The sequence below is a fragment of the Streptomyces sp. NPDC002809 genome (genome assembly GCF_040295435.1).
Classification (GTDB): Bacteria; Actinomycetota; Actinomycetes; order Streptomycetales; family Streptomycetaceae; genus Streptomyces.
Genome location: NZ_JBEOVJ010000062.1, coordinates 1 through 15,434 on the forward strand (window position 1 = coordinate 1; position 15,434 = coordinate 15,434).

12 protein-coding genes are annotated in these 15,434 nt (G+C 72.7%); 3 read left to right on the plus strand and 9 right to left on the minus strand.

What is annotated here, in order from left to right; all coding sequences use genetic code 11:
• Positions 1-109 precede the first annotated feature (109 nt).
• From sucD to ABT025_RS28660, 7 genes are all read right to left on the minus strand, one after another.
• A complete protein-coding gene (gene sucD, locus ABT025_RS28630) occupies positions 110-994 on the minus strand; it encodes a succinate--CoA ligase subunit alpha (protein WP_351000509.1) in 885 nt (294 codons plus the stop codon).
• A gap of 21 nt (positions 995-1,015) precedes the next feature.
• The gene (gene sucC / locus ABT025_RS28635) at positions 1,016-2,197 is read right to left on the minus strand and encodes an ADP-forming succinate--CoA ligase subunit beta (RefSeq protein ID WP_351000512.1); all 1,182 of its coding nucleotides are present in this window, start codon (positions 2,195-2,197) and stop codon (positions 1,016-1,018) included.
• Between the two features lie 397 nt (positions 2,198-2,594).
• Positions 2,595-3,770: a hypothetical protein gene (locus ABT025_RS28640; protein WP_351000515.1), complete on the minus strand. Its 1,176-nt coding sequence runs from the start codon at positions 3,768-3,770 to the stop codon at positions 2,595-2,597.
• A 108-nt stretch (positions 3,771-3,878) separates the two neighbouring features.
• Positions 3,879-4,892 (minus strand): hypothetical protein, encoded by a 1,014-nt coding sequence (locus tag ABT025_RS28645; protein WP_351000518.1) that lies wholly within the window; start codon positions 4,890-4,892, stop codon positions 3,879-3,881.
• 104 nt (positions 4,893-4,996) lie between these two features.
• Positions 4,997-6,139 (minus strand): vWA domain-containing protein, encoded by a 1,143-nt coding sequence (locus ABT025_RS28650; protein ID WP_351000602.1) that lies wholly within the window; start codon positions 6,137-6,139, stop codon positions 4,997-4,999.
• Between the two features lie 98 nt (positions 6,140-6,237).
• A complete protein-coding gene (locus ABT025_RS28655) occupies positions 6,238-8,619 on the minus strand; it encodes a DUF5682 family protein (protein ID WP_351000521.1) in 2,382 nt (793 codons plus the stop codon).
• Positions 8,616-9,764 carry an ATP-binding protein gene (locus ABT025_RS28660; protein WP_351000524.1) on the minus strand — a complete coding sequence of 383 codons (1,149 nt, stop codon included), beginning with the start codon at positions 9,762-9,764 and terminating at the stop codon, positions 8,616-8,618. Before ABT025_RS28660 ends, ABT025_RS28655 begins: the two co-directional genes overlap by 4 nt.
• Before the next feature lie 139 nt (positions 9,765-9,903).
• Here ABT025_RS28660 and ABT025_RS28665 point away from each other — a divergent pair, with 139 nt between their 5' ends.
• Both ABT025_RS28665 and ABT025_RS28670 read left to right on the plus strand, forming a co-directional pair.
• Positions 9,904-11,358: an SWIM zinc finger family protein gene (locus ABT025_RS28665; RefSeq protein ID WP_351000527.1), complete on the plus strand. Its 1,455-nt coding sequence runs from the start codon at positions 9,904-9,906 to the stop codon at positions 11,356-11,358.
• 14 nt (positions 11,359-11,372) lie between these two features.
• A complete protein-coding gene (locus ABT025_RS28670) occupies positions 11,373-13,064 on the plus strand; it encodes a DUF5691 domain-containing protein (protein ID WP_351000529.1) in 1,692 nt (563 codons plus the stop codon).
• A gap of 377 nt (positions 13,065-13,441) precedes the next feature.
• Here the strand turns inward: ABT025_RS28670 and icmB are convergent, their stop codons facing one another.
• Together icmB and ABT025_RS28680 are read right to left on the minus strand one after the other, a co-directional pair.
• Positions 13,442-13,855 carry a coenzyme B12-dependent isobutyryl CoA mutase small subunit gene (icmB, locus tag ABT025_RS28675; RefSeq protein ID WP_328898391.1) on the minus strand — a complete coding sequence of 138 codons (414 nt, stop codon included), beginning with the start codon at positions 13,853-13,855 and terminating at the stop codon, positions 13,442-13,444.
• 243 nt (positions 13,856-14,098) lie between these two features.
• Entirely contained in the window at positions 14,099-14,266 is a 168-nt protein-coding gene (locus ABT025_RS28680; protein WP_351000532.1) for a hypothetical protein, read from the minus strand.
• Here ABT025_RS28680 and ABT025_RS28685 point away from each other — a divergent pair.
• Positions 14,265-15,296: an esterase/lipase family protein gene (locus ABT025_RS28685; RefSeq protein ID WP_351000535.1), complete on the plus strand. Its 1,032-nt coding sequence runs from the start codon at positions 14,265-14,267 to the stop codon at positions 15,294-15,296. The two genes, ABT025_RS28680 and ABT025_RS28685, sit on opposite strands and share 2 nt — an antisense overlap.
• Positions 15,297-15,434 lie beyond the last annotated feature (138 nt).

Here is a 15,434-nt window from a genome sequence, read left to right on the forward strand (position 1 = left end):
TCCCACCGCCGCGCCAGAATCCCTGCCGCCCGCCCGATTGATCGGGGTGCGGGCCCGCGTCGTTGTGCGGTGCCGCGTTCCTGCGGTGGTGCTCCGACGCTGTGAGGCGTCAGGCGCCGAGGATCTCGCGTGCCAGCTTGGCGGTCTCGGTCGGCGTCTTGCCGACCTTGACGCCGGCGGCCTCGAGGGCCTCCTTCTTCGCCTGCGCGGTGCCGGAGGAGCCGGAGACGATGGCGCCGGCGTGGCCCATGGTCTTGCCCTCGGGGGCGGTGAAGCCCGCGACGTAACCGACGACCGGCTTGGTGACGTGCTTCGCGATGAAGTCCGCCGCACGCTCCTCGGCGTCGCCGCCGATCTCGCCGATCATGACGATCAGGTCGGTGTCGGGGTCGGCCTCGAACGCCTCGAGGGCGTCGATGTGCGTCGTACCGATGACCGGGTCGCCACCGATGCCGACGGCGGACGAGAAGCCGATGTCACGGAGCTCGTACATCATCTGGTAGGTCAGCGTGCCGGACTTCGACACGAGACCGATGCGGCCGGGCTTGGTGATGTCGCCCGGGATGATGCCGGCGTTGGACTGGCCGGGGGTGATGAGACCCGGGCAGTTCGGGCCGATGATCCGGGTCTTGTTGCCCTTCGCGCCGGCGTACGCCCAGAAGGCGGCCGAGTCGTGGACAGCGATGCCCTCGGTGATCACGACGGCCAGCGGGATCTCGGCGTCGATCGCCTCGATGACGGCGGCCTTGGAGAAGGCCGGCGGCACGAAGAGGACGGACACGTTCGCGCCGGTCTTCTCCATCGCCTCGGCGACGGAGCCGAAGACCGGTACCTCGGTGCCGTCGAAGTCGACGGTCGTGCCGGCCTTGCGCGGGTTCACGCCGCCGACGATGTTGGTGCCGTCGGCGAGCATGAGCTTGGTGTGCTTCATGCCCGTCGAGCCGGTCATCCCCTGGACGATGACCTTGCTGTCCTTGGTGAGGAAGATAGCCATGGTGGTCTGAGTCCCTCTTCCTTACTTCGCAGCCGCGGCGAGCTCGGCGGCCTTGTCGGCCGCGCCGTCCATGGTGTCCACGCGCTGAACGAGCGGGTGGTTGGCGTCGGAAAGGATCTTGCGACCCAGCTCCGCGTTGTTGCCGTCAAGGCGCACGACGAGCGGCTTGGTGACCGCTTCGCCCTTGGTCTTGAGCAGCTCCAGCGCCTGGACGATGCCGTTGGCGACCTCGTCACAGGCGGTGATGCCACCGAAGACGTTGACGAACACGGACTTGACGTCCGGGTCGCCGAGGATGATCTCCAGGCCGTTCGCCATGACCTCTGCGGAGGCGCCGCCACCGATGTCGAGGAAGTTGGCGGGCTTCACGTTGCCGTGGTTCTCACCGGCGTACGCGACGACGTCCAGGGTCGACATGACCAGACCGGCACCGTTACCGATGATGCCGACCTCGCCTTCGAGCTTGACGTAGTTGAGGTTCTTGGCCTTGGCGGCAGCCTCGAGCGGGTTGGCTGCGGCCTTGTCCTCGAGCGCCTCGTGACCCGGCTGACGGAAGTCGGCGTTCTCGTCGAGAGACACCTTTCCGTCCAGCGCCAGGATCCGGCCGTCCTTGGTCTTCACCAGCGGGTTGACCTCGACGAGGAGCGCGTCCTCGGCGACGAAGGTGTCCCACAGGGTCACCAGGGCCTCGGCGACACCCTCGGCCACGTCGGCCGGGAACTTCGCCTGGGCCACGATCTCGCGGGCCTTGACGATGTCGACCCCGTCGACGGCGTTGACCGGGACCTTCGCGAGGGCCTCGGGGGTCTTCTCCGCGACCTCCTCGATGTCCATGCCGCCCTGCACCGAGGCCATGGCCAGGAAGGTGCGGTTGGTGCGGTCGAGGAGGTACGAGACGTAGTACTCCGCCTCGATCTCCGGGGACAGCTCGGCGATCATCACCTTGTGGACCGTGTGGCCCTTGATGTCCATGCCGAGAATGTCGGTCGCCCGGGCGACCGCCTCGTCAGGGTTGGCGGCCAGCTTCACGCCACCGGCCTTGCCGCGGCCACCGACCTTCACCTGTGCCTTGACGACAGACTTGCCGCCCAGCCGCTCGGTCGCCTCGCGGGCTGCCTCAGGCGTCTCGATCACTTCACCGGCCAGCACCGGTACACCGTGCTTGGCGAAGAGGTCCCTCGCCTGGTACTCGAACAGGTCCACGCGCGTCCGTCCCTTATCAAATGGTCTCGCGGTTGGTTTTCTGCGTGGGCGTGCCGCGAGGGGCAACGTGACTGCTCTGTCACAAGGAAGGCGCACACGGTGACCGAATACGCGGCATGTCCATCTCGCAGGTTATCCCCGAGCCCCGCATGACCCTAAATCGCAGATCACACCTGGGCGGTGATTACGGTCACAGATCGCGCTGGTAGCCGGGTCGCAGTGGACAAATCGACACGGCGGACGAGGGCGGGCCGGCCGAACGCGGACCGGGCGGCCCCCTGCCCCGGACCCGGGTGGGTCCGGACCGTACGGGGGCCGCCCGGCAGGTCGCCCGGGACGGTGCCCGGAGTGACGGATGGTGCGGAAGGGGGTGTGGCGAGTGGTGCGGGAGACCGTCTCAGATCCCCTGGAGCGGGTGCGTCGGAGCGGCGACGGGGTGCGCCGCGCGGTTCTGCGCCGGGACCGCCGCCGAGGCCGACGACACGGTGTCGGAGACGTAGGCCGGAGTGACGGACGTCAGTCCCTCGGAGCCGTACGCCGCGTGCGCCACGGCCGGACGAGCGTCGTCGCCGACCGCGGACACGACACCACCGGCGAAGGGCCGGGCCTCGGAACCGATGCCCTGGGCGAGCGGCATCACCTGGCCGGTGACCCCCTGGGCGAACGGGGCGACGGCGTCCCCGGCCAGGCCCTGGGCCAGCGGCGGGGCCTCGGAGACGACGCCCTCGGCGAACTGCTGGACCGCACCGGTCACCCCGTACGCCGGCGGCTGGACCTCGGTCGTCACACCCTGCACGAAGGGCGCAGCGGCCTGCGCAACGACTCCGTCGGCGAACGGCGCGACCTCGCCGGTGACCCCCCGGGCGAGGGTGGAGACGTCACCGAGCGCCTGCTCGACGACCGGCAGCACCGAGGAGACGGCATCGGCGACGAGGGGCGGCAGCACCGCGTCGGAGGTCTGCCCGACGACCGGAGCGGCCTGACTGAGGGCGCCTCCGGCGGTGGTCCCGATTGTCCCGATGTTCCGGCCGTAGCCGGGGAGCTGCTCGACGGGGCCGAAGAGGTAGTCGACGGGAGCCTCGGGGGCGGGGTTGCCGACCGTGGCGCCCGTGGTCTTGCCGAGGGTTCCGGCGACCTCGGTCCGGACCTGCGCGGCGTGGCCGGCGAGGTCGGCGAGGTCGGCGAGGTCGGCGAGGTCGGCGAGGTCGGCGAGGTCCGTGCGGTGGGCGATGTCCGTGCGGTCGGCGGAATCGGCGACGTGGGTCGCGTCGACGCGGTCGGTCGCGTGGCCGGCGACGGCGCTCCGGACGGCGGAGGTCACGTCGCCGCTCCGGGCGGCGGAGGTCACATCGGCCGCCTTCGCCCGGGCGGTGTCCTGGAGGCCTCCTGCCTTGCCGGCGACGTCAGCACCGTCGACGCCGTCGATCACGTGGGCCGCATCGGCAGCGTGGTCGGGGGTGGAAAGGGGTACGGAGACGGGCAGTTCGTCCGCGCTTGCGGCTGCGGTGCCGAGGGCCCACATACCGGTGGCCGTGGCAGCGACGGCTATGGAACGGCGGATGTTCTTGTGCATGTGTGTGTCAGATCCTTCGAATTCATTCGACGGTCCGGAGTGCGTCCGGACGGCGGGCAGACCTGTTCCGCCCCCGCGCGGCAGGTCGAGGCGGGGGAAAGGCCTGCCCTAGCCGGGGAATTCGAGGATGTCGCCGGATCTGTCACGGACCGGTGCGGTGGTCGCCGGAAGACCGGCGCCGCGCACGAGCCCGAAGAAGGTGCCGTCCACCGAAGGAACGGCGTGCTGGCCACCGCCACGGGGCGGGTGGACCTCGGCGGACGCGGAACGCCCCTGTCCGCCGTCTGGCCCGAGGGGCCCCCGGGGTGCCGGACGGTGCTCCGCCGCCTCCCGGTGAGGAGCCGCCACTTTCCCCCGCGACGCGAGGAACACGGCGGGCGCCGGGGTGATGGGGGATACGGACGCGGTGACGGTGCCGGGAGCGGCCGGGAAAACCGGTGCACCCCTGCCGGGCGCATCGGACACCGGTGCGGTTCCGGCGTGCGGCTCCTCGGGTGTGGCCGGCAACGGCGGCATGGGCAGGGGCCATTCGCCCGAGAGGGCCGCTGCGACATCGCGGAGACCCGTGACTGCCGTGCCGACGGTCCGCTCGACGGCCTGGCCGACGGGACGGGCCGGCTCCCGGAGCTCCCGGACGTTGCCCCGTACCGGCAGCACTTCCCCTGCGGGCGATGCCTCCCGTACAGGCAGTGTCTCCCGTACCGGCAGCACGCCCCGCACCGACGGAACTTCCCGTGCCGGCGGGGCCGGTGGAGTGGAGACGACCGGCGTCATCGCATCCGCTGCCGCCTCCCGCGACTGCTGGACCGGCCGAACCGGCTGGACCGGCTGGACCGGCTGGACCGGCTGGTGCAACCGGTGGCTCCGGGCCGGCTGGTGCGACTTGTGCAACTGGTACGAATGGTGAGGCAGTTGTTGCGCGGCCGGCACTTGGAGCAGCTGCTCTTCCGGTTGTCGGAGCAGCTGCGGATCCGGTTGCTGATCCGCCTGCGCCCGCGTGCCGAAGAGCAGCCCGAGCGCCAGCAGGCCACCGAGGAACAACACCACCTGCAGCACGCGGCGGCCCGCCGCACCGCGCCGGAGGCGCGGGGCGGTGGCGGAACCGGCAACTGCGGTGGTCACGTGGGAGCGAGCCCTCTCAGGACGGCGCGGACCGCGGAATACGACCCTCCGCGGACGTCGGGACGATGCTTGCACGAGGTGCCCGGGGGCACGCAAGTCCCGTGTTACTGATGGGTCTCCTTGTCCGGTATGGGCAGGGGCCGCTTCTCGATCGCGGCCGCCATCACGTCCGGGAAGAGGTCCGGCGTACAGGCGAAGGCGGGAGCACCCAGCGCGGAGAGCGCCGCCGCATGGTCGCGGTCGTAGGCGGGTGCGCCCTCGTCGGAAAGGGCGAGCAGGGTCACGAACTGCACTCCGGACGCCTTCATCGCGGCGACCCGCTTCAGCATCTCGTTACGGATACCGCCCTCGTAGAGGTCGCTGATGAGCACGACGACGGTGTCGGCGGGGCGGGTGATCCTGGACTGGCAGTAGGCGAGCGCGCGGTTGATGTCGGTGCCGCCGCCCAGCTGGGTGCCGAAGAGCACGTCGACGGGGTCGTCGAGCTGGTCCGTGAGGTCGACGACCGCCGTGTCGAAGACGACGAGTCTGGTCTGCAGCGAGCGCATGGAGGCGAGGACGGCACCGAAGACGGAGGCGTACACGACGGAGGCCGCCATCGAGCCCGACTGGTCGATGCAGAGAATGACGTCCTTCTTCACGGACTGCGCGGCCCTCCCGTAGCCGATGAGCCGCTCGGGAACGATCGTGCCGGCACCGTCCTCGCCGGGGAGGGTCAGGTAGTTCTTGAGGTTGGCTCGGATGGTGCGGTCCCAGTCGATGTCGTGGTGCCGGGGCCGCGTGACCTTCGCCGACCGGTCCAGGGCGCCCGTCAGCGTGGCTCTGGTCCGGGTGGAGAGCTGCTGTTCCAGCTTCTCGACCACCTTGCGCACGACGGCTCTTGCCGTCTCCTTCGTCGTTTCGGGCATGGCCTTGTTGAGGGAGAGCAGGGTGCCGACGAGATGGACGTCCGCCTCGACCGCCTCCAGCATCTCCGGTTCGAGCAGGAGGGCGGAGAGGCCGAGGCGGTCGATGGCATCGCGCTGCATGACCTGGACGACGGACGTGGGGAAGTACGTACGGATGTCGCCGAGCCAGCGGGCCACGGACGGGGCCGAGGCGCCGAGCCCGGCCGATCGTCCGCTGCCGCCCCTGCCTCCGGGCCGGCTCCCGCTCTCGTACAGCGCGGTCAGCGCCCCGTCCATCGCTGCGTCGCGGCCGGTGAGGGTGCAGCCGGTGCTCTCCGCGCTCTCCGCCCCCAGCACCATGCGCCATCGCCGCAGCCGTTCCCCGTCGCCCGTGGGGAGTGGTGGCGTTGTCGTTGTTGTCACTGCCGCGTCCACCGCGTCCGTGCCGATTCCTGTCGTCATCCCGTTGCCCCCAGCCGTTCCTCGTGGTTGTCGGGTGTCTCCGCCGTCGGCACGGCGTCCAGGCCCAGCAGCAGGCGCAACACCGGCACCACCGCATCCGCGCGCGCCCCGTCCAGGACCGGGCCGAATCCGGGAGCCGTGGACTCGCGCCCCGGCACCGCTCCGGGTTCCTGGCCCGTGCCGGTGGCGGCCGGCCCCCGCCGTACGAGTTCGCCCAGCGTGCGCCGTACCCCCGGTTCGTACGCCGAGAAGGTGCGGCGCAACAGGGGCAGCACGTCGGTGAAGGTGTCCGCGGGGACGCCGGTGAGCCAGGCGTCGACCAGGGCGAGCAGCCGCTCGTCGTGGACCAGGAGCATTCCGCCGCCCGCCGCCCCGCCCACGAAGCCCTCGATCCACGCGGCGGCGTCGGCCGGGGGTGTGCCGGGTGACAGGGCGAGGCCCATCAGCCGGGCGGCGTCGTCCTGCGCGAGGTGTCCGTCGTCGAGCAGCAGCCGGGCGGCCCGGCCCCGGATGACGCCGGCGACCGCGTCCCGGGCGGACAGCTTGTGCAGCACCGCCCTCCAGCGCTCGCGCAGGCCGTCCGCGTTCTCCGGTACGGCGCCGGCGAGCAGTCCGATCGCCGTGTGGACGGCGTCCACCTGACCGCGCAGCGCGGCCGCCCCGTCCGCGTCGAGCCCGGTGCAGGCGGGCGGCAGTCCGACGCAGATCCGCTCGGCGAGCCCGGCCGCGACCTCGCCGAGCGCGGCGGTGTCCGTCGAACGGACGTCCCCGTAGCGGAGGGTGCGGGCCAGGGCGGGCAGGGCGTCGGCGAGGTGACCGACATCGGCGTCGAGCGCGGCACGGTCGGCAAGGACCCGCATGACGACGGGCAGTGCCTCGGGCAGTCCGGCGAGCAGGCACCGTTCGGCGAGGGCGGTCACCTCGGCCAGGGCGGTGGCCGCCAGGGCCTCCGACTCGGCGCGTGCCGTGGCGGCGGAGAGCACGGTGGTGCCCCAGACGCCCGCTTCCGCGACCCGTACATACAGTTCGGGCTCCCAGTGCAGACGCCAGCTCTCCCGGAAGGTGCCGGTGCTCCCCCGGCCCGCGGTGGGTTCGCCCCAGCCGATACCGAGGAGGCGCAGTCGGTGCAGGAGCCGGCTGCGCGCCGCGTCGGTGTCCTTGCGGAGGTCGAGCTCCAACTCCCTTTCGGCAGCCTCCGGCTTGAGGCGGAGGGTGCGCTGCTGCCGGTTGAGGTCGCGCTGCAGCGGCACGGCGGGGGCGGTGTCCGGCACTTCTCCGAGCGTCACGCCGACGACCAGCCGGTCCCGGACGAGGGCGAGCGGCACGTCGGAGCCCTCGCACATCACGGCGCGGACGGCGTCGGTTGTCTCGCTCAGCCCGGCGAGGGGCCGGCCCCGCATGGCGGCAAGGGTGTCGGCGAGCCGGACCGCCTCGATGACATGGGCGGAGGACACGAACCGGTCCTCGTCGCGCAGGAGTCCGGCGACCTTGGTCATCCAGCGTTCGACCGGACGGTCCGGGGAGGCGAAGAGGTGCTCGTACCAGCCGGGCGAGTCGATCCCGGCCCCGTATCCGCTGTGCCGGGCAAGCCGCTGATGGGTCCAGGGCACCCAGGTCAGCTCGGTCTTGACCTTGGGGAGGCCCTTGAGGAGCGCCCGGTCGGCGGTCTGGGTCGTCCTCGCTTCGAGTGCGGGAACATGCCAGGCGCCGCAGACCACGGCGAACGCGCCGCCGAACTCCTTGCGGGCGGCGCGGAGCTGGACGCGCATGTACGCCTCGCGGACCGCGTCCCTGGGGTGTCCGCCGTCCCCGTACACCTCGCGCAGGGCCGTCATCGCCTCCCCGAGCGCGGCGAAGGCGGCCAGCGGATCGGCGGCCGCGGCGCCGGGACCGCCGGGTGCACGGTGTTCGACGACGTCCTCCCACCAGCGCTCGGGGTCGTCGTGGCCCGCCGTCTCGGCCAGCACCCGGATCGGGTCGACGGGAACGGGCCGGGGTTCGTCGTCCCGCTCCGGGCGGCCGTCCGGCTCCCCCTCCTCCGTCATGGCCAGGGAGTGCGCCGCGGGCAGGTCGATGAAGCGGACCGGGACGCCGTGCGCCAACGCCCAGCGGATCGCGACCCATTCGGGCGAGAACGCGGCGAGCGGCCAGAACGCCGCCCGGCCCGGATCGTCCACCGCGTGGGCGAGCAGGGCGACGGGCGGCCGCATCTGCTCGTCGGCGGCGAGCGGCAGCAGCGCGTCACCCTCGGGCGGGCCCTCGATGAGCACTGCCTGTGGACGGGCCGCGTCGAGGGCGGCACGGACAGCACGGGCGGACCCCGGGCCGTGGTGCCGCACCCCCAGCAGCAGCGGCCCCGACGGGCGCGCGCCGGTCATACCGAGACCTCACGGCAGGCGCGGTAGAAGTCCTTCCAGCCGTCCCGCTCACGCACCACGGTCTCCAGATACTCCTGCCAGACCACGCGGTCGGCCGCCGGATCACGGACGACCGCGCCGAGGATGCCGGCGGCCACGTCCCCGGGGCGGAGCACGCCGTCGCCGAAGTGGGCGGCAAGCGCGAGGCCGTTGGTGACGACGGAGATGGCCTCGGCGGTGGACAGGGTCCCCGAGGGAGACTTGATCTTGGTCCGGCCGTCGGTGGTGACTCCGTCCCTCAGTTCGCGGAAGACCGTGACCACGCGGCGGATCTCCGCGAGGCCGTCGGGCGCGGGCGGCAGGTCGAGCGAGCGCCCGACCTGGTCGACGCGCCGCGCGACGATGTCGACCTCCGCCTCGGGAGTGGCGGGCAGCGGCAGCACCACGGTGTTGAAGCGGCGGCGCAGCGCGCTGGACAGCTCGTTGACCCCGCGGTCGCGGTCGTTGGCCGTGGCGATGACGTTGAAGCCGCGGACGGCCTGGACCTCCTGGCCCAGTTCGGGAAGGGGCAGGGTCTTCTCCGACAGGATCGTGATCAGTGAGTCCTGCACATCGGCGGGGATGCGGGTGAGTTCCTCGATCCGGGCGGTCATGCCCTCGGACATGGCGCGCATCAGCGGGCTGGGCACCAGCGCGTCACGACTGGGGCCGTGCGCGAGCAACTGGGCGTAGTTCCATCCGTAGCGGACGGCTTCCTCGGGTGTGCCCGCCGTGCCCTGGACGAGGAGGGTCGAGTCGCCGCTGACGGCAGCCGCGAGATGCTCGGACACCCAGGTCTTCGCGGTGCCGGGCACGCCGAGGAGCAGCAGCGCCCGGTCGGTGGCGAGAGTGGTGACGGCGACCTCCACGAGGCGGCGCGGGCCCACGTACTTCGGTGTGATCACCGTGCCGTCGGGCAGGGTCCCGCCGAGCAGATACGTGGCGACGGCCCACGGCGACAGCCGCCAACGCTCGGGCCGGGGGCGGTCGTCGGCCGCGGCGAGCGCCTTCAGCTCGTCGGCGAAGGCGACCTCGGCATGCGGGCGCAGGACTTCGGCGCCTGCGGCAGCGGTGGTTGCGCCGGCTGTCCTGGCTGCGGTGGTTGCGGTGGTTGCGGACACGGTCATGGATCCCCCTCCAGATCGGTCGACCTGATGTGGTTCCCACGGTGCACCATGGCACTGACAATCAGCCTTGTCGCAGGTCAGGGCCGGTTCCGCGAACGGGGAACCACCGTTGTCAGTGGTGCCGCCTACCGTCGTACCCATGCTGCTGACTGACGGGGGAGAACCCTTGGGCGCCGCTGCTCCGGCGGCGCGCTGGACGGTGGAGCAGGTCCTGGCCCTGGCTCCTGACGACGCTTCACGCAAGGCGGGGAACAAGCTGGGTACGGCCGGTCCGTGGTCGGACACCGGAGGGGATGTCGCGGGCGCGGTGTGGGGGCTGTGCCGGGGAAGCGGGAGCAAGCCCTACCGGACGGTGATCGACACCACGGGGCCTGCGTACAAGTGCAGTTGTCCCAGCCGCAAGTTCCCTTGCAAGCACGCGCTGGGCCTGCTGCTCCTCCTCGCCTCCGGCGGATCGGCGCCGCCCGCCGGCGATCCGCCGGACTGGGCCGGCGAGTGGCTGACGGGCCGTCGCGCCCGCGCCGAGGTCAAGGAGAAGACCCCGGACGGCGGTCCGGCCGATCCCGGGGCCGCCCGGCGCCGTGCCGAGCGGCGGGCGGAGCGGATCGACGGCGGCGCGCAGGAGCTGGAGCAGCGCCTGACCGACCTGCTGCGCGGCGGGCTGGCCGCAGCCGAGCAGTCGGGGTACGGGCTGTGGGACGAGACCGCCGCCCGCATGGTCGATGCGCAGGCACCCGGTCTGGCGAGCCGGGTAAGGGAGTTGGGTGCGATCGCGGCCTCCGGACCGGGCTGGCCGGTGCGGCTGCTGGAGGAGTGCGCGCTGCTCCATCTTCTGGACACGGCGTGGCTGGGCATCGACCGGCTCCCGCAGCCGCTCGCGGCGACGGTCCGCACCCGCGTGGGCCTGGCGGCCTCCGCGGAGGGACCGCCGGTCCGTGACCACTGGCTGGTCCTCGCACAGTACGACACACCCGAGGGCAAGATCGTCACCCGCCGCATCTGGCTGTACGGCAGGGACTCGGGCCGCATCGCGCTGCTGCTGTCCTTCGGGGCCGCCGGGCGCTCCCCCGGACAGGCTCTTCCGGTGGGCGTCTCGCTCGACGCCGAGCTCACGCCCTACGGGGGAGCCGGACAGCTACGGGCCGAGCTGGGCCCGCAGTTCGGCCTGCCCGTGCCGACCGGTACACCACCGCCGGGGGTCCCCGTCACCGAGGCGATCGCCGCGTACGGCAGGGCCCTGAGCGACGACCCGTGGCTGGACTCCTGGCCGGTGACGCTGCGCGATGTCATACCCGTGCCGTCCCCGGACGGCTGGCAACTGACGGACGCGGAAGGCGATGCGGCCCTGCCCGTCGCCGCCACCGCACTTTCCCGGCCGGCGCTGTGGAAGCTCGTCGCACTCTCCGGAGGCCGCCCGCTCACCGTCTTCGGCGAGTGCGGTCACCGCGGCTTCGACCCGCTCGCAGCCTGGCCGGGCGGAAGCGAGGGCGGCGACACCGCGTCGCCGGATCCGTCGTCGCGCGCCCTGCCGGACGCCGTCGCTGCCACAGCCACAGCCACAGCCACAGCCACAGAGACCGTACCGCTCATCTGACCCGAGGAGGAGCGATGCCCCGTACCACCACGACCACCGCAACCACCGCCACGACTGCGCCCACGACCGCTGTTTCAACCACCGCGCCCGCCGGAGCGTCCGTGCCCCCGCCGTGGGAGGAGCTCGTCACGTCGGCGCTGCTCGGCACGGACCGCCGCCCGCCCGGGACGCCGTCCGGCACGGGGCCGGACGGCGCAGCGGCAGCGCTGCTGGACGCCGCCGCGCTGCACACCGTGCGGCGCCGGGCGGGCCTGCTGCCCGCCCCTGCGGCGCCCCGCCCCGACCCCGCACCTGCCGACCCGCGCCCGGCGCTGCCGGAGGCCGCCCGGAGCCGACTGGCGCAGTTGCTCGCCGACCGGGCGGCGTCGAGCGGTTCGGGCGGCAGACGCGGCGCGGCTCCCGATCTCATGGAGCTGCTCCCGCAGTGGCTCGCCACCGCGAATCTGCACGGCTACCGCGCGCCGGACGCCGCGTTGCCGCCGCTGCTGGACGCGGCCCGGGCGCGGACCGATCTGCGGCCCCAGGCCCTGGCGTTCGCCGGGCTGCGCGGGCTGTGGCTGGCCGGGCTGAACCCCGAGTGGAAGTTCGCCCTGCGCGGCGCGTCCGGCAGTGCGCTGCTGCCCGAGGTGACGGACCCGGAGGCGGTGCGCAGGCTGTGGGAGGAGGGCCTGTTCGCCGAACGCGTCGCCCTGCTGTCCTCCGTACGAGCACATGAGGCGGATGCGGCACTCGCCCTGCTCGCCACCACCTGGTCGACGGAGCGGGCCGAGGACAGGCTGATGTTCATCGACTCGCTGCGCACCGGGCTGTCCGGAGCCGACGAGGAGTTCCTGGAGCAGGCCCTCGCCGACCGCAGCCGCAATGTGCGCGCCACGGCCGCCGAGCTGTTGTCCGCGCTCCCCGAATCGGCACTGGCCCACAGGATGGCGGCCCGCGCCCTGTCCTGCGTGAGCCCCGGCCTCACGGGCACCGGGCCGTCCGTGGCCGTGGAGGCGCCACACGAATGCGATGCGGCGATGCAGCGCGACGGGGTGGTGGCGCTCCCGCCGTCCGGGCGTGGCGAACGGTCGTGGTGGCTGGGCCAGCTGGTGGAGTCGTCCCCGCTGTCGGTGTGGCCGGCGCGGTTCGGTGGCCGCGGCGCCCGGGAGATCGTCGCACTGCCCGTGGCCGACGGCTGGGGCGAGGAACTGCACGCGGCCTGGTGCCGGGCGGCGGTGCGTCAGCGCGACCCGGAGTGGGCGCGGGCGCTGCTCGGCACCCCGTCCATCCCTCCGTCGAACGGCCCCGGCACGGCGTCGCTCGCCGAGCGGTCGAAGCTCCTGGCCGTTCTGCCTGCCGTCGAACGGGCCGACTGGGTGGCCGGGTTCATCGCGGCCCACGGCCTGTCGGAGGCGTTCCAGCTGCTGGGGGTCTGCCCGACGCCCTGGGCGGAGCCGCTCGGGCGGTCCGTCGTGGACGCACTCGACATCGCCCGGGACGCGGGCAGTTACCCCTGGAGCTTCAGCGGGGTGATGGGGCTCGCCGAACGCTGCCTGAACCCGGCCGAGGCGGACCGGCTCGAGGTCCTGACCACGACGCCCGACGAGCCCGCGGACGCCTCACCGGGCGCGAACGGCTACTGGTCGGAAGCGTTCCAGCGCCTGGTCTCCACCCTGCGGCTGCGCGCGGCGATGGACCTGGAGCTCACACCGGGCCGCCGCCTCTGAGGCGGCGGGCGGCGGCCACGCCATGTCGGCCCGGCAGCGGGGTAGCGGCGGCCACGCCGTGTCGGGCCCGGCAGCGGGGCCGACACGGCACGCCCGCGTCCCTGACCCATACCCGCGTCCCTGCCCCTGCCCCTGCCCTTGCCCTCTCAACGGGAGCGGCGACCCGCAACCGGCGGCAACCCGCTCAGTCCTCCAACGGACCAGGCCGCATCCCACTCAGCCCCCGTGCCGGACCGGGCCCTCGCAGCTCACGCCTCCACCGGGCCCGGCCTCCCGGAGCTCAGGCCGCTGCCGGGCCCGGACCCTCCGCGGCCCAGATCCCCGCCGGCCCCAGGCCTCCGGAGCTCAAGTCCCCGCAGGACCCGGACCCCCGGAGCTCAGGCCTCTGCCGGCTGGCGGACGTTCGCGTTGACCCAGTCGACGATCGCGACCGTCGTCGCGCCCGGTGTGAAGATCTCCGCGACGCCCTGCTCCTTCAACGGGGCGATGTCCGCCTCCGGGATGATGCCGCCGCCGAAGACCTTGATGTCCGCGGCATCACGCTCCTTCAGCAGCTCGATCACCTTCGCGAAGAGCGTGTTGTGCGCACCGGAGAGGATCGAGAGACCGATGGCGTCGGCATCTTCCTGGATCGCGGTGTCCACGATCTGCTCAGGCGTCTGGTGGAGCCCCGTGTAGATGACCTCCATACCCGCGTCGCGCAGCGCCCGCGCGATCACCTTGGCCCCGCGGTCATGGCCGTCGAGGCCCGGCTTGGCCACCACCACACGGATCGGACCGGTCACACCCATCACTGCCTCCACATGCGTCTCCCGTGCCTGAAGGCCAGGGAATGTGAACGAACGTTATCCACAGCATCCCGCAAGCCGCCGTTTCGCGGTGGGCGGGGAGGGGGAAATCACACGTGGGACATGTTCACCGGGCACCGTTCCCGCAGCACGCGGCAGCCCTGCCGTGCGGGGCCGACTGCCAGGGGAGCCGCAACGAGGTCGTCGTACCACCGCGCCGTCAGCCGCACGGCACGGTGGCACGGCTCAGCACCTGCCCGTCCACCGGTTACCGAAGGTGATCCGGAGGGCGCGGCAGGCGGCGAGCCCGGACGGCGGCCGGTCGGCCCGGACCTCCTCCGGCATGGCGCCCCACCAGGGCATACGGGACAGCGAGCCGCTCCTCCCCGGCTGCCGGAGCAGGAGGTCGGCCATGAAGACCCTGCCTTCCCTTCCCCTACTGCTGCGCCGTCTGTGTGCGGGCACCACGTGGCTGCCGTCCACCCGGATCCCGTCCACCGCCCTGCTGAAGGCAACCGCCCTCGAGCTGGTCGTGCTCGCAGGGCACGCGCTCCTGTATCCCACCGGCATCACCGGCGAGAGGCACCCCGCGGCCGGAACAACACCAGGAACAACACCCGGAACGGCACCCGGAGCGACCACAGAAGCGACCACTGAAACGGCCATGAGAGCAGCCGCAGTAACGGCCGCAAGAACGTCCACGGGAACGGCCAGAGGAACGACGGCCGACACGCCAGGACGAACCGGCCCGGCAGCCACGCCCACGGCCGCACCCGCCGGGACCTCCGCCCTGCCCACCCAGCGCCCCGCCCGGCCGCCCGTCGTGCTGCTGCACGGCTTCATCGACAACCGCTCCGTCTTCGTCCTGCTGCGCCGCTCGCTGGCCCGGCACGGCCGGAACCGTCCGGAGTCGCTCAACTACTCCCCGCTGACCTGCGACATCCGCACGGCCGCCGAGCTGCTCGGCCGGCACATCGAGGAGATCTGCGCCCGTACCGGCCACCACGAGGTCGACATCGTCGGGCACAGCCTCGGCGGCCTGATAGCGCGCTACTACGTGCAGCGACTGGGTGGTGACCGGCGGGTCCGCACCCTCGTCACCCTCGGCACGCCGCATGGCGGAACCGCCGTCGCCCCGCTGGCCGGCGCGCACCCCATCGTGCGGCAGATGCGCAGCGGTTCGGGGCCGATCGAGGAGCTGCGGCTGCCCGCGCCCGGCTGCCGCACCCGGTTCGTCAGCTTCTGGAGCGAGCTGGACCAGGTGATCGTCCCCGTCGAGGCGGCCTGCATCGACCACCCGGACCTCGACGCGGTGAACGTACGCGTCAGCGGGGTCGGCCATCTCGCCCTGCCCGTACACCCGGCCGTGGCCGCCGGTATCCGCCAGGCGCTCGATGCCCACACGCCGGTCCACGGGTCGGCCGGCGCCGCCTCCGTGGCCTGAAACTGCGACATTTCCGAAGCCCCACCCCGCCCCGTCAACACTCCACCGCGTCCGCAAATCGAACGAATCTCGAACGTAGAGCCAAGGCTGTGTGAGCAGCCCGTCGAAAGGCGGCCGATTGCCCGTTTCCTGATCGCC

Bases quoted from the DNA above. Each gene is read 5' to 3' on its own strand.
- sucD (WP_351000509.1), bottom strand. From the start codon at position 994: ATGGCTATCTTCCTCACCAAGGACAGCAAGGTCATCGTCCAGGGGATG.
- ABT025_RS28640 (WP_351000515.1), bottom strand. From the start codon at position 3,770: ATGCACAAGAACATCCGCCGTTCCATAGCCGTCGCTGCCACGGCCACC.
- ABT025_RS28650 (WP_351000602.1), bottom strand. From the start codon at position 6,139: ATGGTGCTGGGGGCGGAGAGCGCGGAGAGCACCGGCTGCACCCTCACC.
- ABT025_RS28655 (WP_351000521.1), bottom strand. From the start codon at position 8,619: ATGACCGGCGCGCGCCCGTCGGGGCCGCTGCTGCTGGGGGTGCGGCAC.
- ABT025_RS28660 (WP_351000524.1), bottom strand. From the start codon at position 9,764: ATGACCGTGTCCGCAACCACCGCAACCACCGCAGCCAGGACAGCCGGC.
- ABT025_RS28665 (WP_351000527.1), top strand. From the start codon at position 9,904: ATGCTGCTGACTGACGGGGGAGAACCCTTGGGCGCCGCTGCTCCGGCG.
- ABT025_RS28670 (WP_351000529.1), top strand. From the start codon at position 11,373: ATGCCCCGTACCACCACGACCACCGCAACCACCGCCACGACTGCGCCC.
- icmB (WP_328898391.1), bottom strand. From the start codon at position 13,855: ATGGGTGTGACCGGTCCGATCCGTGTGGTGGTGGCCAAGCCGGGCCTC.
- ABT025_RS28685 (WP_351000535.1), top strand. From the start codon at position 14,265: ATGAAGACCCTGCCTTCCCTTCCCCTACTGCTGCGCCGTCTGTGTGCG.
- ABT025_RS28680 (WP_351000532.1), bottom strand. From the start codon at position 14,266: ATGGCCGACCTCCTGCTCCGGCAGCCGGGGAGGAGCGGCTCGCTGTCC.